Origin of the sequence: Natrinema amylolyticum (assembly GCF_020515625.1) — an archaeon.
In the GTDB taxonomy this organism is placed as follows: domain Archaea; phylum Halobacteriota; class Halobacteria; order Halobacteriales; family Natrialbaceae; genus Natrinema; species Natrinema amylolyticum.
This window is the reverse complement of sequence record NZ_JAIWPJ010000003.1, coordinates 1-20651: the sequence shown is the minus strand read 5'-3', so window position 1 is coordinate 20651 and position 20651 is coordinate 1. Positions and strand designations below refer to the sequence as shown.

19 protein-coding genes and 1 pseudogene are annotated in these 20651 nt (G+C 67.5%); 9 read left to right on the top strand and 11 right to left on the bottom strand.

Features of this window, described 5'->3' with window-relative positions; genetic code table 11:
* Positions 1-298: 298 nt before the first annotated feature.
* The 4 genes from nasA to LDH66_RS15745 all read left to right on the top strand — a co-directional run bounded on the left by nasA (position 299) and on the right by LDH66_RS15745 (position 6315).
* A complete protein-coding gene (nasA, locus tag LDH66_RS15760) occupies positions 299-2425 on the top strand; it encodes an assimilatory nitrate reductase NasA (protein WP_264182509.1) in 2127 nt (708 codons plus the stop codon).
* 6 nt (positions 2426-2431) lie between these two features.
* Positions 2432-3781 (top strand): MFS transporter, encoded by a 1350-nt coding sequence (locus LDH66_RS15755; protein ID WP_226482045.1) that lies wholly within the window; start codon positions 2432-2434, stop codon positions 3779-3781.
* A gap of 395 nt (positions 3782-4176) precedes the next feature.
* A complete protein-coding gene (locus tag LDH66_RS15750) occupies positions 4177-5946 on the top strand; it encodes a nitrite/sulfite reductase (protein WP_226482044.1) in 1770 nt (589 codons plus the stop codon).
* Positions 5947-6030: 84 nt separating this feature from the next.
* Complete coding sequence (locus LDH66_RS15745; protein WP_226482043.1) at positions 6031-6315, top strand: amphi-Trp domain-containing protein; 285 nt, start codon at positions 6031-6033, stop codon at positions 6313-6315.
* A 66-nt stretch (positions 6316-6381) separates the two neighbouring features.
* Here the strand turns inward: LDH66_RS15745 and LDH66_RS15740 are convergent, their stop codons facing one another.
* The 3 genes from LDH66_RS15740 to LDH66_RS15730 form a co-directional block, all read right to left on the bottom strand.
* Positions 6382-6738: a hypothetical protein gene (locus tag LDH66_RS15740; RefSeq protein WP_226482042.1), complete on the bottom strand. Its 357-nt coding sequence runs from the start codon at positions 6736-6738 to the stop codon at positions 6382-6384.
* Between the two features lie 681 nt (positions 6739-7419).
* On the bottom strand, positions 7420-8274 hold the full coding sequence (larE, locus tag LDH66_RS15735; protein ID WP_226482041.1) for an ATP-dependent sacrificial sulfur transferase LarE: 855 nt from the start codon (positions 8272-8274) through the stop codon (positions 7420-7422).
* Positions 8275-8397: 123 nt separating this feature from the next.
* Positions 8398-9372, bottom strand: coding sequence for a Gfo/Idh/MocA family protein (locus LDH66_RS15730; RefSeq protein ID WP_226482040.1), 975 nt, complete (start codon positions 9370-9372; stop codon positions 8398-8400).
* Between the two features lie 179 nt (positions 9373-9551).
* On the opposite strand from LDH66_RS15730, the gene LDH66_RS15725 reads away from it, so the two are divergent.
* On the top strand, positions 9552-10112 hold the full coding sequence (locus tag LDH66_RS15725) for a DUF6789 family protein (RefSeq protein ID WP_226482039.1): 561 nt from the start codon (positions 9552-9554) through the stop codon (positions 10110-10112).
* Here LDH66_RS15725 and LDH66_RS15720 read toward each other — a convergent pair.
* The 4 genes from LDH66_RS15720 to LDH66_RS15705 all read right to left on the bottom strand — a co-directional run bounded on the left by LDH66_RS15720 (position 10109) and on the right by LDH66_RS15705 (position 13088).
* Positions 10109-11278, bottom strand: a complete 1170-nt coding sequence (locus LDH66_RS15720) for a glutamate-cysteine ligase family protein (RefSeq protein ID WP_226482038.1) — start codon at positions 11276-11278, stop codon at positions 10109-10111. The genes LDH66_RS15725 and LDH66_RS15720 overlap by 4 nt on opposite strands.
* A gap of 349 nt (positions 11279-11627) precedes the next feature.
* Positions 11628-12128: a YciE/YciF ferroxidase family protein gene (locus LDH66_RS15715; protein WP_226482037.1), complete on the bottom strand. Its 501-nt coding sequence runs from the start codon at positions 12126-12128 to the stop codon at positions 11628-11630.
* A gap of 16 nt (positions 12129-12144) precedes the next feature.
* Positions 12145-12732: a YciE/YciF ferroxidase family protein gene (locus LDH66_RS15710; RefSeq protein WP_226482036.1), complete on the bottom strand. Its 588-nt coding sequence runs from the start codon at positions 12730-12732 to the stop codon at positions 12145-12147.
* Positions 12733-12758: 26 nt separating this feature from the next.
* On the bottom strand, positions 12759-13088 hold the full coding sequence (locus LDH66_RS15705; RefSeq protein WP_226482035.1) for a DUF5789 family protein: 330 nt from the start codon (positions 13086-13088) through the stop codon (positions 12759-12761).
* A gap of 202 nt (positions 13089-13290) precedes the next feature.
* On the opposite strand from LDH66_RS15705, the gene LDH66_RS15700 reads away from it, so the two are divergent.
* Entirely contained in the window at positions 13291-14280 is a 990-nt protein-coding gene (locus LDH66_RS15700; protein WP_226482034.1) for an aldo/keto reductase, read from the top strand.
* A 187-nt stretch (positions 14281-14467) separates the two neighbouring features.
* Positions 14468-14809 (top strand): hypothetical protein, encoded by a 342-nt coding sequence (locus tag LDH66_RS15695; protein ID WP_226482033.1) that lies wholly within the window; start codon positions 14468-14470, stop codon positions 14807-14809.
* A 37-nt stretch (positions 14810-14846) separates the two neighbouring features.
* On the opposite strand, the gene LDH66_RS15690 is transcribed toward LDH66_RS15695, so the two are convergent.
* On the bottom strand, positions 14847-15806 hold the full coding sequence (locus LDH66_RS15690) for a DUF368 domain-containing protein (protein ID WP_226482032.1): 960 nt from the start codon (positions 15804-15806) through the stop codon (positions 14847-14849).
* 194 nt (positions 15807-16000) lie between these two features.
* Positions 16001-17626, bottom strand: a complete 1626-nt coding sequence (locus LDH66_RS15685) for a SagB/ThcOx family dehydrogenase (protein WP_226482031.1) — start codon at positions 17624-17626, stop codon at positions 16001-16003.
* Between the two features lie 79 nt (positions 17627-17705).
* Here LDH66_RS15685 and LDH66_RS15680 point away from each other — a divergent pair, with 79 nt between their 5' ends.
* Positions 17706-19769, top strand: a complete 2064-nt coding sequence (locus tag LDH66_RS15680) for a MutS-related protein (protein WP_226482030.1) — start codon at positions 17706-17708, stop codon at positions 19767-19769.
* A 143-nt stretch (positions 19770-19912) separates the two neighbouring features.
* Entirely contained in the window at positions 19913-20080 is a 168-nt protein-coding gene (locus tag LDH66_RS15675; protein ID WP_226482029.1) for a hypothetical protein, read from the top strand.
* A gap of 33 nt (positions 20081-20113) precedes the next feature.
* Here the strand turns inward: LDH66_RS15675 and LDH66_RS15670 are convergent, their stop codons facing one another.
* Together LDH66_RS15670 and LDH66_RS15665 are read right to left on the bottom strand one after the other, a co-directional pair.
* Positions 20114-20434 (bottom strand): hypothetical protein, encoded by a 321-nt coding sequence (locus LDH66_RS15670; protein WP_226482028.1) that lies wholly within the window; start codon positions 20432-20434, stop codon positions 20114-20116.
* A 98-nt stretch (positions 20435-20532) separates the two neighbouring features.
* A pseudogene (locus LDH66_RS15665) lies at positions 20533-20651 on the bottom strand (IS6 family transposase); the annotation flags it as partial.

The window sequence follows — 20651 nt, the reverse complement described above, 5'->3', positions numbered from 1 at the left end:
CACAATGTTCGCGATTTCGTGGACATTCGTCTGCCCGATAGCAGGTAAATCCGCCATATAATGGCCTTATATTGTTTCTATCCGTCCGCATATTGCGGACTCTCCGTCGTTTCTGCTGGAAAAATCATAGTTCGTAAACGATCACCGTTTAGTAGTTGCATATGTTCTCCTAATCTGTGAAAGTTTGAATGATGTTGCGCCAATCTCTTTCAGATGGGTGTGATTGTAAATCACGTTCCCCCATTCAGCCCGAGACGGCGGGGTGGACGCCGTGACCGACCTCGTACCGACCACATGTATGCGGTGTGCGGTCGGCTGTGGTCACGTCCAGCAGACCCCCGAGCGGGGGTACGGGCTCGAGACCGTCCGCGGCGACCCCAGTCACCCGGTCAATCAGGGGCTGGCGTGTCAGCGCGGCGTCAGCGAGACCGCCGATCCCGACGGCGAGTGGCTGACCCGGCCGCTCGTGCGCGAGGACGGCGAACTCGTCCCGACGACGTGGGAAGCGGCGCTTCAGCACGCGGCGGAAGGGCTCGGTACCGCACTCGCCGACGGCGGCGACAGCGTCGCCGTCCTGGGAAGCGGCCAGCAGACCAACGAGGCCGCCTACGCCCTGGGCAAGCTCGCTCGCGGCGGCTTCGGGACTCGGTACTACGACGCCAACACGACGCTGTGTATGGCCTCGGCCGTCACCGCCTACTACGACGCCTTCGGCAGCGACGCGCCGCCGCCGACGTACGACGACATCCCCGACGCCCAGAGTCACGTCGTCTGGGGTGCGAACCCGGCGGCCGCTCACCCGGTCATGTTCCGCTGGATCCGCCAGTCCGCGGACGACGACGACTCCGAACTGATCGTGGTCGACCCCGTCCACAGCGAGAGCGCCGAAGTCGCCGACCACCACGTCCCCCTCGAGCCGGGCGGCGACCTCGCGCTCGCACGAGCCGTCCTCGCCCGCGTGATCGAGACTGACGGCGTCGACGAGGAATTCGTCGACGAGGCGACGGTCGGCTTCGAGGAGCTCCGCGCGGAACTCCCCGACGCGGCCGAGGCCGCCGAGATGGCCGGCGTTTCGATGGCCGACGTCGACCGCCTCGCGGACGCGCTCGAGGACCCGTCCCTGCTGTACTGGGGGATGGGAATCAACCAGAGCGTCAACGGGACCGCGGCCGCGGGCGCGCTGATCGATCTGTGCCTCGCAACCGGCAACCTCCGGCCGGGGTCGGGACCGTTCTCGCTGACCGGGCAGGCCAACTCGATGGGGACCCGCGTCTGCTCTTCGAAGGGTTCCTGGCCGGGTCACCGCCCGTTCACGGATCCGGACCACCGCCGCGAAGTCGCCAAGACGTGGGACGTACCGGTCTCGCGATTCCCCGACGACCCCGGACCGGGGCCGGTCGGTATCGTCGACGCCATCGGCGACGACATCGACGCCGTCTACGCGGTCGCGACCAACCCCGTCGCGGGCATGCCCGACGCCACGCGCGTCCGCGAGAAACTCGAGGACTCGTTCCTCGTCGTCCAGGACGCGTTCCACAGCGAGACGGTCGACTGCGCCGACGTCGTCCTGCCCGCGGCGACCTGGGGCGAGTCCGAGGGGACGACGACCAACATGGAACGGACCGTTTCCCGAGTGCGAGCCGCGACGGAGACGCCCGGCGGGGTCCGGACGGACCTCACGCTGATCGGCCAGCTCGCCGATCGCCTCGTTCCCGGCCTGTTCGACGAGAAGCCCGAACCCGACGCGGTCTTCGACGAGTTCGCCGCGCTGACCGAGGGGACGCCGGCCGATCTCTCGGGGATCAGCTACGAGCGCCTCGAGGGCGAGACCGCGGTCCGCTGGCCGGCACCCGAGCCGGACGTGTCGGGCGGCTACCGGTACTACGAGGCCGAAGACGGCGGCGAGGACGATGCGGACGACACCGCCGCCGAACCGACGGCCGAATCCTGGTCGTTCTACACCCAGTCCGGCCGTGCGCGGTTCTCGACCGGCGAGGCCCGCCCGCTTCCCGAACCGACGGACGAGTCCTACCCGTTCACGCTGACGACGGCGCGTCGCCCGGACGCCTACAACACCGGCGTTCGGACCCGCGAGGACGAACCGCCGACGGCCAGGGTCAGCCCGGCGACGGCCGCCGCCTTCGCGGACGAACTCGAGTCTCCGGCCGATGAGCTCGAGGACGGCGACGACGAACAGTACGCTCGCGTCGTCTCCCGGCGGGCGTCGGTCACGGTTAGCGTCGAGACCGACGAGGCGATTCCCGACGGCGTCGTCTGGCTGCCGATCCACCACCCCGATGTGAACGATCTCACGCTGCCCGATGTCGACCCGCGCTCGAACGAGCCGAACTTCAAGCAGTGTGCGGTTCGTCTCGAGCCACCGCGGGAACGGGACGTCAGGGCGGTCGCGGAAGCGAGCGCCTGAACGCCAATGACGACGAGATCGACTTCCGAACCGGCCGGCGAGGACATGCCCGCAGTCCGGGGGAGCCCGCGGCGAGGCGTCGCGTCCGCCACGCTGGGGTTCTTCGTCGGCTTCGCGGGCGTCGTCCTCTACGGTCCCGTCGCGACCGAACTCGAGGGGGCGATGGGTCTGTCCGGGCTCGCGCTCGGCCTGCTGGTCGCCGCGCCGCAGTTGACCGGCTCGCTGCTTCGGATCCCCTTCGGCGCGTGGGTCGAGGACGTGGGCGCGGCGAAGCCGTTTCTGGTCCTGCTGAGCTGTGCCGTCGTCGGGATGGCCGGCCTGTCGACGATTCTCGTGACGCTCGGGACCGAGGGGTTGACGATGGCCCACTACCCGCTCGTCTTCCTGTTCGGCGCGCTGTCCGGCTGCGGGATCGCGACGTTCTCCGTCGGGGCCGCCCAGACGTCCTACTGGTCGCCAGAGGACCGACAGGGGACGATGCTCGCGGTGTACGCGGGGCTGGGAAACAGTTCGCCGGGGATCTTCACGCTGCTCGTCCCGATCGCGCTCGCCGCGCTCGGCCTGACGGGTGCGTACCTCGTTTGGTTCGGCTTCCTCGTCCTCGGGACGTTCGTTTACGGCATCGTCGCCGTCGACCCGCCGTCCTTCCAGCTTCGGAAGCAGGGGCTCGAGGCCGAGGACGCGAAACGGGCGGCCGAAGCGCGGGGCCAGGACCTGTTTCCCGGCGGCGACGCGATGGCCTCGATCCGCGAGGCGGCCAGCATTCCGCGAACGTGGGTGCTCGTCGCCCTGTTCTTCACCTCGTTCGGCGGGTTCCTCGCGCTGACGACCTGGTTCCCGTCGTACTGGACGGCCGTCCACGATCTCGACCTCCAGCGTGCCGGTGCCCTCACGGCGGTCGCGTTCACGCTGCTCGCGGCGCTCATTCGGGTTCCGGGCGGCGTCGTCAGCGACCGGATCGGCGGTGAACGGACGGCGATCGCGAGTTTCGTCGTCGTCGGGATCGCTGCGCTCGGTCTCATGACGGCTCGAACGGTTCCGATCGCGATCGGTGCGACGGTCCTGCTCGGGATCGGGATCGGCGTCGCGAACGCGGCGGTGTTCGGCCTCGTTCCGAAGTACGTGCCCGAGGCCGTCGGCGGGGCGTCGGGGCTGGTCGGCGGCCTCGGTGCGTTCGGCGGTTTCGTCATCCCGCCCGTGCTCGGCCTGTTCGTCGACCTGCAGGGGACCGCCGGCTACGCCAACGGCTACGTCGTCTTCCTCGTCCTCGCGATCGTCTCGATCGGCCTGTCCGGTGGACTGTACCGCACTCGAGTGGAGTCGACTCCGAACGGGCCGGTTCCGACCGACGATTGAATCCGTCCACGTTTCTCGCTTCGTTTTGCTCGTTCGTCGAGTTCGAACTACCCACTGAATGGCGTCGGCGACGGCCGTTTCGCGCGCCGTGTGCGGAACCGCGTAGTTCGGAGGGGAGCGTCGACGTTCTCCGCCTCGAGACGGGGCCGAATCGCGTCGATCGCGGTTGAAATCGCCCATTCTCCGCCCCGCTCACACGTGATATACGTCCTTATACAGACCATATTCCATTGCAGATACCACGTCCGGCACTGAATGTGCGCTAGAAATAGCGTTTTGTAAACGATTACTGTTATATAGTTTAGGACCATGCCATCAAAACGTGAATTACGACATGTTTGGCGAGGAACTTCGCGATTTCGAGTCCGATCGTACGGTCGGTGAGGTGAGCTGCGATGGCGCATAAGAAAGAAGAACTCAAAGAGGGCTGTTACGGCGACGAGGTCCGCGAGCACATCCTCGAGTTCGCCGAAAACGGCGGCTACGAGTCGATTCCCGAGGACGAACGCGAGAAGTGGTTCACCCGCTTCAAGTTCTGGGGGCTCTTCCACCAGCGCGACGGACAGGAGTCGTACTTCATGATGCGGCTGACCAACGCCAGCGGCATCTTAGAGCCCGACCAGCTCCGAGTGATCGGCGAGGTCGCCCGCGACTACGCGACGGGTCCCGTCGAGAACCCCGAGTTCGGCAACGGCTGGATCGACCTGACGACCCGCCAGTCCGTCCAGTTGCACTGGCTCAAACTCGAGGACGTCCCCGAGATCTGGGAGAAACTCGAGTCCGCCGGCGTCCACTCCCGCTCGGCGGGCGGCGACACGATGCGCAACATCTCCGGCTGCCCGCTCCACGGCAAGGCCGAGGAGTTCGTCGAGGCTGGCCCCCTGCTCGAGCGCTTCGAGGAGGACCTCCGCAAGGACGACGCGCTCGCGAACATGCCCCGGAAGTTCAACATCAGCGCGTCGGGCTGTACGGTCGGCTGCGCGCAGGATTCGCTCAACGACATCGGGTTCGAGCCGGCGACAAAGGAGATCGACGGCGAGGAAGTTCGCGGATTCAACGTGTGCATCGGCGGCGGGCTCGGCGGTCGCCAGCCCCGCGCCGCGACCCCACTGGACGTCTTCGTCCGGCCCGAGAACGCCTACGAGGTCGGCCGCGGCTTCGTCGAACTCTACCACGACTACGGCAACCGCCAGAACCGCTCGAAGAACCGCGCCCGGTTCTTCGCTGAGGACTGGGGGATGGAGAAGATTCGGGAGACGCTCCAAGACGAGTACGTCGAGTTCGAAATGCACACGGCGGGCGAGGACTTCCGCGAGGAGTACACCTACAACGCCGGCCGCCCCGTCGAGGACGGTCAGCACGACCACGTCGGCGTCGGCGACCAGAAGGACGGGCAGAACTACGTCGGACTGAGCGTTCCCGTCGGCCGCCTGCCCGCCGAGGACGCGATCGGTATCGCCGATCTGGCCGACGAGTACGGCTCCGGTGAGGTCCGCCTGACCCGCCGCCAGAACCCCGTCATCGTCGACGTCGCCGACGAGGACCTCGAGGATCTGCTGGCCGAACCGCTGCTCTCCGAGTACCCCGCCGAGCCGAGCCCCTTCGAGCGCGGTGCGATGGCCTGCACGGGAACGGAATTCTGCTCGATCGCGCTGACCGAGACCAAGGGGCGGATGGCCCGCATGCTGCGCTGGTTCAACCAGAACGTCGAGTTGCCCGACGACGTCGGCAAGATCAAGATGCACTACTCCGGCTGTACCGCCGACTGCGGGCAGGCGATGACCGCCGACATCGGGCTGCAGGGGATGCGCGCCCGGAAGAACGGCGAGATGGTCGAGGCCTTCGACATCGGCGTCGGCGGCGGCGTCGGCGAGGACCCCTCCTTCATCGACTGGGTCCAGCAGCGCGTGCCCGCCGACGAGGCCCCCGGCGCGATCCGGAACCTGCTCGAGGCGTACGCGGCCCACCGTTCGGACGGCCAGACGTTCCGCGAGTGGGTCGAGGCGACGGCCGAGGAACAGCTCGTGGAGTTCTGCGAGCCCGAGGAGACGGACTTCGAGGCGCCGTACATGGCCGACGCCAAGCAGTCGTGGTACCCCTTCGCGGAGAGCGAGTCCGCGGCGGCCGCAGCGGCCGACGAGTCCGCGGCCCCCTCGGACGACTGAGACGCAGACGACTTCTGTTTAGCGGCGGTATCGACCCGAGTTCTCGAGCGCGTATTTATCAGTTCACGGATCGTACCGTTGCGTATGCCCGAAGAAGTGCTCTTCAAGTCAGAGACCGAGCAGAGCCGAGCGGAGATCGCATCGCTGCTCCGTCGCGTCGCGGACAATCTGGACGACGGCGACTCGATCACGCTCACGGCCGGTTCCGAGTCCGTGACGCTCGAGCCGCCCGCTCGGCCCACGTTCGAGGTCAAAGCCGAACGCGAGGGACCGGCGGACGGCCCCGGCGAGTTGAGCGTCGAGTTCGAACTCGAGTGGGACGAGGTCGAGGAGGGAGAGGACGGCGGTGGCGGGCTCGAAATCGAGTGATATCGCTGCTCGACGGGGACGTGCGGTCGCTATCCGGCTCTCCGTAGTCACATCCGTACTGCGCCGTCAGCGATGCTCGCGCGTCCGCTCGTAGGCGTAGTCCAGCGCGTCCTCGAGCGAGCCGGGGCCGTCGTAGCTGGCGGAGAACAGGTCCATGAAATCGCTGGCGATCCGGTTGCACCGTTCGAACGTCAGGACGGTTCTGACCCGCATCGTCTCGGAGAGATCGAGCCCCGGGTAGCTCGTCGCCGTCAGCGCATAACCGGGGTGGTCTTCGCCGTCGAGCGAGGCGGGCGCGACCTTCAACCGCAGATCACCTGATTCGTGGAGATACGTCCGATACTGCATTTCCCGGTCGGTGTCGGCGGGGGTGTAGGTCCGACACTCTTCCGTGTTCCACTCGAGCGGCACGTCGGCTTCCATCGATCACTGATACCGACTCTAGTGCTACGTTCGTATCGCAATGAGCAATATTATCGAACGATAGTCCAGACACTTCACCAATGGTGGGTTCTCTGCTCGAAACGCGGTTATATTTTGGATATATGTCTCTATTAGTGGGAATTACCTGACCGATTGGTGAAAGTGTATGCGCTCCGACAGTCGATTTCTCGCACGGATCCCGTGATCGGCAGACGGACCGCAGTCGATAGCCGTCGTTCGCGCTCGTCACTCGAGGACTCGCCGTCGGTATCTCCGTGAACGCTCTGCGCGAACGGCCGTGCTGGCCGGGAACGGGGCTCGAGCGGATGCGAGGGCCCCGTGACCATACGGAAGAGCAAGCTCTTCCGAGCATCGCGGAAGCGAAGCTTCCGCTCAACGGGGAAGGGCAGGCAGTTCACCGAGACTTGCCGCGAGCGAAGCCGACGGCTGAGCGAGCGGGCCGACGACTGACCCAGAAGCCGCGCTCGGCGCGGCTGACGGGGAAGGAGGAGTGCTTTTGATCGAAACTGAGCGGGATCAAAGATCCCGCGAGGTCGTCGGCGCTTCGCGCCGACTGCAAGCGATTCCGAAGGAATCGCACAGTCCAAAAGAGCGCGTAGCGCTCTTTTGAAGATTTTGCCGAGGGCCAGCTGTGCTGGCCCGCAGCGCAAAATTTCGGTTCTAGTCCCCGCTCGAGGATCCCGCCCCGACGACGGACTCGTCGTCGTCGGTCTCGGGACTGACGCTTCCGGTCCGGTAGCCGTGGAGATCGAGCGTGACGTGGTCGAAGCCGAGCTCGGAGAGTTCCGCCCGGACCGTCTCGACGAATTCGCGGTCAAGCGCTCGCTCGAGTTCGTCGGGCGCGACCTCGATGCGGGCGAGGCCGTCGTGGTCGCGGACGCGGAACTGGTCGAACCCCCACTGTCGCAGGAGCGCTTCGGCCCGCTCGATTCGCGTGAGCCGGTCTTCGGTGACGTCCAGCCCGGTGGGGATCCGGGAGGAGAGACAGGCCATCGAGGGTTTGTCGGCGACCGAGAGGTCGTAGCGGTCGGCGATTTCGCGGACCTCGTCCTTCGAAATATCGTGCGCCAACAGCGGCGAGTGAACGTCCAGTTCCTCGACCGCCTGCAGCCCGGGTCGGTGGCCCGCGCCCGGATCGTCCGCGTTCGTCCCGTCACAGACCGTCCCCACGCCGAGTTCGCGGGCGGTCTCGAGCATCTCGCCGAGGCGCATCGTCCGACAGTGATAGCAGCGGTCGTCGTCGTTCTCGACGAAGGCCTCGCTCTCGAGTTCGGAGAAGGAGACGATCTCGTGGCGGATGCCGATCTCGCTCGCGACCCGCTTGGCGTCCTCGAGTTCGGCCTCGGGGAGCGTCTCGCTCTTTGCGGTGCAGGCGACCGCGTCCTCGCCGAGCGCGTCGTGGGCGATCGCGGCCACGGCGCTCGAGTCGACGCCGCCGGAGAAGGCGATGACGACCCCGTCGCGAGCCGCGAGATCCTCGCGGGCGGCCTCGAGTTTCGGCTCGACCGTTGTCATGGCCCGAGGTTCGAACCGAACAGGCAAAAGGACGTTGCGTCGGCCGAGGCGACGGTTCGACGGGTCGACCCCTCGACGGTCCGACGATTCGGCGGGACGACGGCGTACGCGGCGAGGGCGCGCTCAGCTATCGAGGTCGACGGGACGGCCCCGCTCGTCGCTTTCCAAGAGGGCATCGAGGACTCGCATGTTCGCAATCGCTTCGTCGCCGTCCGTCCGCGGGGTCCGGTCGGCGGCGACGCAGTCGGCGAAGTGATCGATCTCGAGGCGGAACTGGTCGACCGGATCGAACGTCTCGACGCCGTGACGGCCGTCGATCCGGTACTCGAGCGACAGTTCCCCTTCGGGGATGTCGAACGCGTCCTGGACCTCGACCCAGCCGTTGGTCGCCTCGATGCGGTAGCGCTGGACGGTCTCCGTATCGAAACTCGACGAGACTCGGCCGGTCACCCCGTCCGCGTACTCGAGGAGTCCGGTCAGCTCCGTATCGACGCCGGCGTCGCGGGTGTCGGCCGCGGTCGCGTACACCCGCTCCGGCTCGCCGAGGACCTGACGGACCACGGAGACGGCGTAGCAGCCGACGTCCATCAGGCTCCCGCCCGCCAGCTCGGGCGAGAGGCGAATGTCTTTCGTCCGGTCGAGCCGGTACTTGAACGTCGCCGTCACCGAGCGCACGTCCTCGAGTTCGTCGCGCGCCAGGGCGAACGCGCGCTCGGTTCGGGGGTGGTACTGGTACATGAACGCTTCCATCAGGGTCACGCCCTGCGCCGCGCAGTGGTCGACGACGTCGCGCGCTTCCGCCGCGTCGACCGCCAGCGGCTTCTCACAGAGGACGTCGAGCCCGGCGTCGGCCGCACGTTTCGTCCACTCCGCGTGCAGGGCGTTCGGCAGCGGGATATAGAGGGCGTCGACGTCGGCGTTCGCGATGAGGTCGCCGTAGTCGCCGTAGGTCTCTCCGATCCCGTACTCGGCCGCGACGGCGCGCGCGTCGGCTTCGTCACGGGACGCGATTGCCGTCACAGCGTGGTCGCTGGCTTCGATTCCCGGGAGGAACGCCTTCTGTGCGATACCCGCCGTACTGAGGACACCGAAATCCATGTCCGTGTGTTTCGGGAACGCGTATAAATATTCCAGCAGTCGGCGGTGAGCGGTAATCGCCGCGACCACCGAATCGCCGCAGCCGAGCCGATCCGTTGACGGCCGGGACGCGGGAACCAGTAAACAGCGCGCCGGACGGTTAAGGCGGTGTCCGTGGTAGGATCGGTATCCGGACCATTATGGCTGTATCAGATCGATTGCGTTCCATCACCGAAACCGAGGGGCATACTAGCGACGTCGACGAACACTCCCGCGAGGAACACCTCGCCGACGCGGTGGCCCGCGGGATTCAGGGCGGGTTCGTCGCGACGCTGATCATGACCGCCTTCCGACTGCCGCTCCTGCGATCGCTGCCGCCGTCGGCGAACTTCTGGTCGCAGTACGTCGCCGACGGCGATCCCGACGACCACCCCTTGGCCGGCCTCGTCCTGCACCTGGTCTACGGCGTCAGTTCGGGCGCGATCTTCGGCGGGCTGTTCTCCCTGTACACCGCCGGCCGGTCCATCGAGCCGGAACAGCGCGGGCTCGTCTGGGGATCGATCTACGGGATGATCCTGTCGGCCTTCGGCGCACAGGTCATGCTGGGGAAACTGCTCGATATCCGCCTCGACGCGGACGAACTCGCGCTCTTTCACGCCGGCCACCTCGTCTACGGTCTCTCGCTTGGAGCCTGGGTCGGCTCTCGGACCGAGGGCGTCGAGGATCCGGAGCGGGAGTACGAGTACGATAACGGCAACTAACCGTCGGCCTCGCTCAGCGTCTCGACGTCTTCTTCGAGCCGACTCGCGTACTCGAGTCGCAGGTCGCGAGCGTCGGCGTTCGTCACGTACTGGCGGCCGTCGATCCGCGTCGAGATCGGGTGGTAGTCGCTGACGGTGAACCCCATCCGCTCGAGGTAGCCCGCGACGGCCGCCGACGCGAGGCCGTCGCTGATCGCCGATTCGGCGAGGTCACGGACGGTCTCGAACGCGGGGAGGGCGATCCCCTCGCTCGTGACGTGACCGGGGCGAGCGGTCGGCCCACTGCTGCCGCCGTGACCGAGGCCGACTCCGCTGCCGTCGCTCTCCGCGCGCTCGTCGCCGGCCCCGCGGCCGTCCTCGGCGTCAATCCGCACGTCGGTGTGGTGGAGCCGTTCCATCACCGTCTCGATCTCGTCGGTCAGCCGGAGCAACTGGCTCGGGAGGGCGGCGTCGGGCGAGCGCCACTCGACGGTCGGCATCGAATCGCGTAGTCGGATCGGCGTCCAGACCACGTCGTCCGGCGAGAAGTGCTCCTCGACCGCCACCGGGTCGACGCCGGCCTCGACGGCCGCCGCCTCGAACTCCTCGTAGCGGTGCTCGAGCCGCCGGTGCCACTCGCCGACGTTCTCGACGTAGCGCCAGAGCTGGCCGTGTTTCGGGTACGCCTCGTAGCTCTGCTTTCGGTAGCAGTGAGCGCGGGCTCCGTTGGCGACTCGCTCGCCCCGATAGTACGGCGACGAGTTGACCAGCGCGAGCGCCGGATCGAGGGCGATGAGGGCGTTGAGCTGGTCCGTGACGTTTCGCTTCTCGACGTGGATATGCGTCCCGGCGCAGTGTTTCGCGTAGTCGAAGTTCTCGCCGATGACTGCCTTCTGGATACGACCCCGTTCTCCGGGGCGGCGGTCGATCGCGCCGCCGTTGATCGGCGTCCCCAGCGGGACGAGGCGCTTGTCCAGCTCCGCCGCCGTCGAGAGGACCGCCTCGAGCTCGTCAACGAGCGCGGTCCGGAGTTCCGCGACCGACTCGCAGGGCGGCGTTTTCAGCTCGAACAGCGGCTCGACGAACTCCCGCTCGGTTCGATCCGAAACGTCCGCGAGCGGACCCGGCTCGGTGAGGGCCCCGTCGCTGTCGACGACCCAGTACTCGACTTCGATGCTCGTTTTCATTGTCGGGATTGCGTCTGCACTCGTCGGTCGGCCGGTCGGTTCGGGTCGGTTGTACTCGCTTCCACAGAAGACGCGATTCGGGCCGTTCGGCCGGCTCGAGTTCCGTTTCTCCGTTATTTCCACGATCGACGCGTTTTCCCGAAGGGGCCGTGCCTGCAGCCGCCTGCCGTATTTCTCTCGCTCGCGGTCGCCGTTGGGTTCGGTGCGACGGTTCGGCAGGCGCTGACCACCGTCGCCGCACCGGTCGGTCGGCTCGTCGGCCGTCGCGCTCGCTACCCCCGGTACGGCGTGCGTCCGCCCGCCGTCGCGGAGCGGTAGCCGAGAACGGGGCGTCGCGTCCGACCGCTCGCTACGCGCGCCCCGTTTCCAGCGAGTCGACGATCGAGATCTCGGTCTCGAGGTCCTCGAGTCGCTGGAGCGTCGTCCGCTCTTCCTCGAGCGTCTCCTCGAGCGGTTCGACGATATCGGCCGCGTAAGCGAGTCGACCCGCGAGCGTGACCAGTCCCTCGTAGGTCCGGATCTCGAGGCGCTCCGCCGCGAGGCCGATCTCGAGGTCGACGTACTCCGGCGGCGACTCGCCGTCGGTCGTGCGGGTCCGTCGCGACTCGGCGAGGCCGTCGGCCGTCCGCGAGCGACTCGCGCGCGGCTGCCGACCGAGCGCCTCGAAGACGTCCTCGAGGCGCTCGACATGTCGTTCGGTTTCGTCGCGGTGGGTCGCGAACCGGTCCGCGAGGTCGTCGTTCGCGGCGTCGGCCGCCATCTCCGCGAGCAGTTCGACGTGGGTGCGTTCGACGTAGTAGGCGCGCTGTAACTGGGAACCGAACAGGTCCTCGAGCGTTTCGATATTCATAGTGAGATCGGAGCAGTCATCGTCGATCGAGTGAGCCCCGACTGGCCTCGCCGACCGGGGTCGCCGCGAGCAGCATCTCGACGGCGTCGCCGTCGGACAGCGACTCGAGTTCCGTTCGCATCGCCCGTTCGTCGTCGTAGTTCGGGCGCAGCGCGTCGACGACGCCCTCGCCGTCCTCGCCCTCCAGCGAGTTCGCGAGCGCCATCGCCGTCTCGTAGACCGTACACTCGAGCGCCTCGAGTTTCAGGGCGGTCTCGAGGTAGTACAGCGGCCGGAGTTCGTCGTTCAGGACGACGTTATTGAATTTCTCCTTGTCGGCGAGCAGGCCGTCGAACTCGGGGACCCGCCGGGTCGTGGGCTCCTCGCCGAGCGCGTCGAAGGCCCGCTCGATGCGCTCGCAGTGTCGCTGGGTCTCGTCGCAGTGGTCGTCGATGGTCTCGCGAAGCTGCTCCCGACAGTCGGTCGCTCGGCCGTCGTCTAACACGTCGACCGAGACGTCGGCAGCCAGCGTCTGGAGTTCGTCGCAGAGCTCCCGCTCGACGTAGTAGAGGCGTTCCAGTTCGGTCGCGAGTGCGTCGTGGGGTGTCGTCGTTGTCGTGCTCATGGCTCGCGTGATCGGTGGTCGGGCGCTCAGAACGACTGTCGCGGTCGCATGTGGTCGTCGGTGTCGTTCGGACTGTCGCCGCGGTCGCTGTACCGCGGTCGGCCCACGGCGTTTCGCCCGACGCCGTTCAGGATCGCCAGTTCGAGTTCGTCTCTCGTTTCGTAGGTCTCGTGGCCGGACGTCTCGAGGATCGTCCGCAGCGAATCCGACTCTCGAGGGTAGGTGATCTCGACGTCGGCGTACTCCGCGAGCACCTCGTCGGTCGTCATCGGGAACGTCGCGTCGCCGAACAGCTGGTTGATCTCACCGACTCCCAGCGACCTGATCTCGTCTGCGTCCTCGTCGATGTGGCTCATCGAGCGCTCCTATCCCGATTGGGCGGAAAGTAGTATAGCCTGCAGGCGACGACCGTGATCCGGAGACCCGCTCCTGGCCGGCCGTACCCCGTCGCTGTCGGCCTCTCGTCAGTTCATCTCTCTCGATGTGATTCAGCCGAGCGACACCGCGACGGCTTGCCGGCAGCCAAACCCATAGGCCGATCCGCGAAAACGGCCACACGTGAACTATCGACGACTCGGTTCGACCGGACGGGACGTCTCCGAGGTCGGCCTCGGAACCTGGAATATCGGCGGCGACTGGGGGGATGTCGACGACGAGACCGGCCGCGACGTCGTCCGCGCCGCCATCGACGCGGATATCGACTTCGTCGACACCGCGGACGTGTACGGCGACGGCCGCAGCGAGCGCCACATCGGTCACGTCCTCGACGAGCGCGACGCCCACGACGACGTGTTCGTCGCGACGAAAGCGGGACGGCGGCTCGACCCGCACGAGGCCGACCGCTACGACTACGACCACCTCTCTTCGTTCGTCGACCGGAGTCGGGAAAACCTCCGCGAGGAGACGCTCGACCTCCTCCAGTTGCACTGTCCGCCGACCGAGGCCTATTACCAGCCGTCGACGTTCGAGGCGCTCGAGCGACTGAAAGACGAGGGCGAGATCGCCCACGCGGGCGTCAGCGTCGAGCGAGTCGAAGAAGCGCTCAAGGCTGTCGAGTACGACGTCGTCGAGACCGTCCAGATCATCTTCAACCCGTTCCGCCAGCGCCCGACAGAATCGTTCTTCGAGCGCGCTCGAACGGAAGACGTCGGCGTGATCGTCCGCGTGCCGTACGCGTCGGGCCTGCTGACGGGCGCGCTCGAGCGCGAGCAGTCGTTCCCCGAGGACGACCACCGGAACTTCAACCGCGAGGGCGAGGCCTTCGACGTCGGCGAGACGTTCGCCGGCGTCCCCTACGAGACGGGCCACGACGCCGTCGAGGCGCTCGAGCCCCACGTCCCCGAGGGGCTGTCGCTGGCGGAGCTGACGCTCCGGTGGATCCTCGATCACGAGGCGGTCTCGACGGTCATTCCGGGGACGACCTCGCCGGACCACGTCCGGAGCAACGCGGCAGCCTCGGAGCTGGACCCCCTCTCGAATCGGGTTCACGGCGCCGTCCGGGACGTCTACGAGGAGTACGTGTTCGACCACGTCCACCATCGCTGGTAGCGCGGTCGGCGGCGCTCCGAGCCGGTATTTCGGTGGCCGCTATCGCGGCTCTCCAGTGCCGATCCGAGTCGGGCTGATCAAACTGATCGGACTGACCGGGCCGGCCGGGTCGCCACTCGAGTGCGCACGCGAACAGGCTGCTAATGCAGGGACTAAGTCGATTCCGTCGGTCCGCGTCGGTTCACGTGTGACCGACTACGAGATGCACGAACCCGAGTTCTCGGGCACGACCACCGAGGAGTGGGAGGAACCGCAACTCGAGGACTTCGATACCGACGACCTGGGGGAGGTCGCGGACCACTTCATCCTCTCGTCGTCGGGGTTCCCGCCGGAGAACTTCACGGATCTCAAACTTCCCGTGGTCGATCCGGACGGCGACCTCAACAAGAACGCGCTGCAGACGGCGAAGAGCGGCGGGCACGGCGTCGGCGCGGTCGAGGACCTCGACGACGACAAGCGAGACGATATCGAGGATATGATCGACGACCTCGCGAACGAACACTTCGAAGAGGCCGATTTCGGCGACTGATCCCGCTACCGGCCGACGAGTACGAGGTTCGACCCGCTCATTCCGGATCGAACCCGCCGACGAGGTACTCGAGCGCGAACAGGGCGATCGCCCCGAGCGCGGCCCACGCGGCCGTCATCGCGATCGTCTCCGTCGTCCAGGCGTGCGTTTCGCCGATGTTGTGCAGGGGAGCGGGGACCGAACCGGCGATGAGGCTCACCAGGAAGACGAGCGTCAGCCCGCGGTTGCGGGCCAGCGCGGTGCGGACGACGCGGGCGATCGTGACGAGGCCGACGACCCCGCCGACGACGAACAGGGCGACGGTCGTCCCCGGGTCGATCACGGCCGCGAGCGAGCCGTCGCCGACCAGATCGCCGATCGCGCGGACGAACGCGCTCAGCTCGTTGGAGAGGAAGACGTACTGGCCGAACAGGATCAGGAGCAGCGAGCCGGAGACCCCCGGCAGGATCATCGCGCTGACAGCGATCGCACCGGCGATGACGATGACGATCGGGCCGCTGCCGGGGAGTTGCACGATATCGGCGGCGACCAGTAATGCGAGCGTCGCCCCCACGACCGCGGCACCGATACGGGTCGGCGAGTCGAACTCGAGGCTCCGGCCGAGCGTCACCGCCGAGGCGGCGATCAGTCCGGTGAAGAACCCGAAGATCGCGACCGGTTGGGACTCCGCGAGCGACGAGACGATGTCGGCGATCAGGACGACCGAGGTAATCACGCCGACGCCCAGCGGGAGCAGGAACTGCAGGTCCAACTCGAAGACCGCCTCTCGGGCGCGCGTCCGCCGCTCGGGGCGGTAACCCCTGAGGATTGCGACGGCCCGACGCGGCGTGAACGCGGTGACCGCGGCGATCAGACGCCCGTAGAAGCCTAGGAGGAGCGCGACGGTCCCGCCGGAGACCCCGGGGAGGGCGTCGGCCGCGCCCATGCAGAGCCCGTAGCCGTAGGCCCGCAGCAGTTCGAGGCGATCGACCGCGACGTCGGTTCGGTCATACTCCATGCGTTCGCCCCTGCGATACCTGTCTCGAGTCGCGGGCGGCTCGCGCTCGACGCCACCGGCTCGCGCCCGACGGACCGGGCTGTCGTTTCGGCTGCATGCTCGATGGGGCGATGTGCGGCCGTATAAAAGTAGGACAAGGGCGTCAGCGCGTGTTGCCCGCCGAACACGCTCGCTCCGAGAGCCGACTCTCAGTCTCAGGCCGGCCGTCCCAGCGTGTACAGGAACAGCGGCGTCTGTCCCCCGGCTCGCGGCGCGAAGAAGTCCGCGACGACGTCGTCGTAGAACGTCAGTCCGGTTCCGCCGAGCGCCCGATGCGCGTAGGTTCCCAGATACAGCCGGCCGGCCGTCAGCGACGCCTCGAGCTGTGCCGCGCGGTAGCCGCGATCGCCGAACGCGTCGACGAGTTCCGCGAGGTCGGTCAGGAAATACACGCAGACCGCGGCGTCGGCGGCCAGCCGCTGGTCCAGCGCGAGGTGGCCCGCCTCGCTGCGGTACTCGCCTGTCCGGAGTCGCTCGAGGTCGCCCGCGGCCGGGTGATAGTGATAGGTGCCGGACTCGAGGCCCTCAACGCCGTTAACGATCAGATAGGGGTCGACGAACGAGAGCGACGGATCGTCCTCGCTCCGCTCCGCCCTTTCCCCTCCCGCTCGCGTCTCCGCGGACTCGCGTCGAACGTCCATCGGAACGCCCCGAACGGCCCGATCGAGCACGGTCGACAGCTTCCGGAAACTGACGGACTCGCGCTCGTACTCGCGGCAGGAGCCGCGGCGACGGATCGTCCGATGGAGCGGCCGACTCGAGGCCGTCTCGGCGTCGACCGGCTCGAGCGCGATCCGCTCGCCGTCGCCGGGTTCTCGAGTGCCGATCGTCCCCGACGGCCGTCCGGCTCGCCAGGAGTCCGCCGCGGCACCGCTCTCGAGGGTGCCGGCGCGCCAGGCCTCGTAGATCAGCGGAAACTGCCGCTCGTTCGGCGAGAGGGGTTCCGTCTCGGGATCGATCGATTCGAAATCGGCGGGATCGGAGCCGGACTCGGGAACGGTGTCGCCCGCGCCGATCGGGACGATCTCGAGGGGCGCTTCGCGCTCGGGCTCGACGCCGAGCAGGTCGGCGACCGGCCGGTCCGCGAAGCCGGTGACGACTTCGGCGCGGTAGTCGAGCGCGTGGGCCACCGCCAGCAGGTTCGCGAGGTGCGTCCCGGAGTCCCAGAAGGCGTGCCGGAACGTCCGATCGCCGTACTTCCAGGCGTTTCGCCACCACGTCGAGGTCGCGACGATCGACAGCGGTGCGTCGGCGACGCCCGCGTCGCCGCTGGCGCTCGCGAGCACGCCGCGATAGCCTCCCTCGCGGAGGACGTCCAGCGACAGCGTCCGCGGATCGAAGTGGTAGACGCCGGCCGCGAGGTCGGATGCAGCGCTCGAGCCGCTGCGCTCGTCGGTGCCGCCCTCGAGGTCGCCGCAGACGACGTACAGATCGACGTGGTAGAGCGCGCCGGTGGTCGCCGCGGCGCGGAACAGCAGGCTGCGACCGCGTCTGTCGATCTCTTTCGTGATGCCCGCCGTGTAGTAACACAGGGTCGTGACGGTCTCGAGGTCGGGCCGCCTCGCTCGCCTCGAGTCGCCGTCGGGCGTCGACTCGGCGATCGCCGACAGCGCCGGCTGTCGGGGCGGTCGAATCCGCTCGGCGAGCGGCCGCGCGGGCAGGTCGGTGTACTCCTTGTACGGCCGCGGTTTGTTGTCGAAATCCAGCCCGTGACCGCCCTCGCGGACGCTTTTGGGCGAGTGTTTCGTCCGTTCGTGATAGTCGATCGCTCCGGTCGGCATGCGCCGGGCTACCACGCCGGTCACGAAAAGCCCGGGCGGGAGGTTTTTCTCGCTCCGGTTTGATACGCACCTCGAGAACATGGACCTCGAGTCGATTCCGGGCGTCGGCGAGAAGACGGCCCGAGCGCTGTCCGAACTCGACGATCCCGAGCGCGCGCTGCGGACGGGCGACGTGGCGGCGATCGCGACCGCGCCGGGGATCTCTCAGGGTCGGGCCGCCCGCATCGCGCGCGGCGCGATCCGGCTCGAGCACGACGATCCCGGCGGGTTTCTGGCGACCGACCGGGCCCGCGAGGTCTACCGCGAGGTCCTCTCGCTGCTCGAGGCGCGGACGGTCACCGACTACGCCGCCCAGCGACTCGAGACGATCTATCCGAGTCCCCGTCGCTCGCGCATCGAGGAAGTGCAGGCGTTCGCGGGCGACGCCCTCGAGCGCGAGCCCGACCCCGCGGTGCTCGACGCGCTCGAGGGGGTCGAACCGCTCCGGGAGCCGGGCGACGTGCGGGTCCGAGAGCGCTGTCTGGCGACGACCGACGCCGAACGCTACTCCGAGGCCCGCGAGGCGATCCCGGAGCTCTCCGTCGAGGTCGTCGAGGACGCACAGGGGCTGGCCGAACTCGCGCGGGGGTACTCGACGGTGATCGCCCTCGACGAGTCCTTCGCGGGCGTCACCCTCGAGGGGGACGTCCAGGTCCGACCCGACGCCCTCGAGAACCCTGCTGAGGTGGTCCCCGAGCGGCCGCTCGCCTTCTTCGCGCGCAATCGGGATCGCCTGCAGGCGGCGATCGAGGTCCATCGCACCGCCGGCCTCGAGGCCCCCTGCGACCTCGAAGCGCTCGAGGACGGCCTCTCGCGGTTGACCGAGGACGGGACGGTCGCGGGCGACGCGGAACTCGATCGACTGACGACGGCGATCGACGACCTCGACGCGGCGGCGGGTGCGGCCGAGAGCGTCGCCAACGACCACCTCCGGGAGGCGATCCGCGAGCAGGACGTGACGATCGAGGGCTCGGACCTGCTGTCGCTGGTCGAGCGCGGGGCCGGCGTCGACTCGCTGCTGTCCCGCGAACTCGCGGACGAGTACGCGCGAGCGGTCGCGGCGGCCCGCGATCACCTCGTCGACGCGCTCGATCTCGAGCAGGGCGAGAGCGAGATCGCGCGCCGCGCGTTCAGCGACGAGCCGGCGTTTCCGGTCGAGCGCGACGAGGACGTCGTCAGCCGCCTGCGAGAGGAGCTGACGGCGGCCAAGGAACGGCGCGCCGGCAGACTGAAACGCGAACTCGCGGCCGATCTCGCTGGCCAGCGCGAGGGGGCTCGCCGGCTCGTTCGGGACGCCCTCGAACTGGACGTCGAACTCGCGATCGCCAGGTTCGCTGACGACTTCACGTGTGCGATGCCGGCCTTCGTCGAACCGGCCGATATCGAGGACGGAACCGACGAGGCCGTCGGCTTCGCGATCGAGGGCGGCCGTTCGCCCCTGCTCGACGAACCGCTTGAGCGAATCGATCCCGTCGACTACGAGGTCTCGGGGGTGGCCCTGCTCTCCGGGGTCAACAGCGGCGGGAAGACGTCCACGCTGGATCTGGTCGCGAGCGTGGTGATTCTGGCACACATGGGACTCCCGGTCCCCGCTGACGGCGTTCGCCTGCGTCGGTTCGAGGACCTCCACTACCACGCCAAGACCCAGGGGACCCTGGACGCGGGCGCGTTCGAGTCCACCGTTCGGGAGTTCGCCGACCTCGCGCAGGGCGGCGAAGGATCGCTGGTGCTGGTCGACGAACTCGAGAGCATCACCGAACCCGGCGCGTCGGCGAAGATCATCGCCGGCATTCTCGAGGCGCTCTCCGAGAACGGCGCGACGGCGGTGTTCGTCTCGCATCTGGCCGACGAGATCCGCGAGATGGCCGAATTCGACGTGACCGTCGACGGGATCGAAGCCGTCGGGCTGGTCGACGGCGAACTCGAGGTGAACCGCTCGCCGGTCAAAGACCACCTGGCGCGGTCGACGCCGGAACTGATCGTCGAGAAGCTGGCCGACGAGGCTCGAGCGGAGGAGATAGCGGCCAACGGCGGCGCTCCCGACGGCGGCGAGGGCGACCCGGAGCCGGTCTTCTACGACCGGCTGCTCGAGAAGTTCGAGTAGCGTCCCTCAGTCGGTGACCGACGACCGGAGCCGGTGTCCGCTCTCGGCCGCCCGCCAGTTCGAGTCGAATCGACACCGGGCGCTATACTCCACCGGGGTATGCAAGTGCAATACCTACGACGGCCGATGGCTTGTGCTAATCCATGCCATATGAGTTCCAGTGTCCCAGGGACGGGTGTTCCTTCGAACTGCGCTGCGATGCCGATTACGAGGCGGCGCGGCTCGCTCGAGCCCACGCTCGTGTCGCACACCGCACCCGAATCGCGCCGGCGGATCTCGATCGGTGGCTCGAGCGGATCGAGGCTGCCTGAGCGGGTTCGACGAGTCGTTCGATTCTCCCGTCGCTACTCGTGCCACTCGAGGATCCGGCTGTGTCCCCACCCCTCTCGGTTGTCGCCCGGCCTGCCGACGCTGTCCCTGAGCGAGTCGGCATCCTGATCCTCGAGGAACGCGGCGAGTTCGTCGGCGTACGCCGCGATCACCATGAGGGTCTCCTCGTCTTGGAGTGCGAACGACTCCAGCAGCGAATCTGGCATCTCGTCAGGAGCCACGTACGTGTCCCGTCGGGCGTAGTCGGCGACTCCCTCCAGCGTCTCGGGAGAGAGGTCGTTGAACTTCTCGAGCAGGAAGTCGGGAATCGCGTCCGGGGATTCCGGTGGCCTCATTTCTGTGACCTAAATCGATATAATGAATATTAACTCTTGTGACTGTGTCAAACACTAACAGTTGTCAGGCCGTCTGACCGCGGGAACGTGGGTCGTGTTTAGTTTGTAGCATTGTGCCAGACGGCGAAGGCTTGGAGCCACGATTCAGCTGTTGACGGTTGTGCGTGACTGAAACAGTTTGAGAACGAAGAAGTACGTCGTTTTATCTCACGGAAGA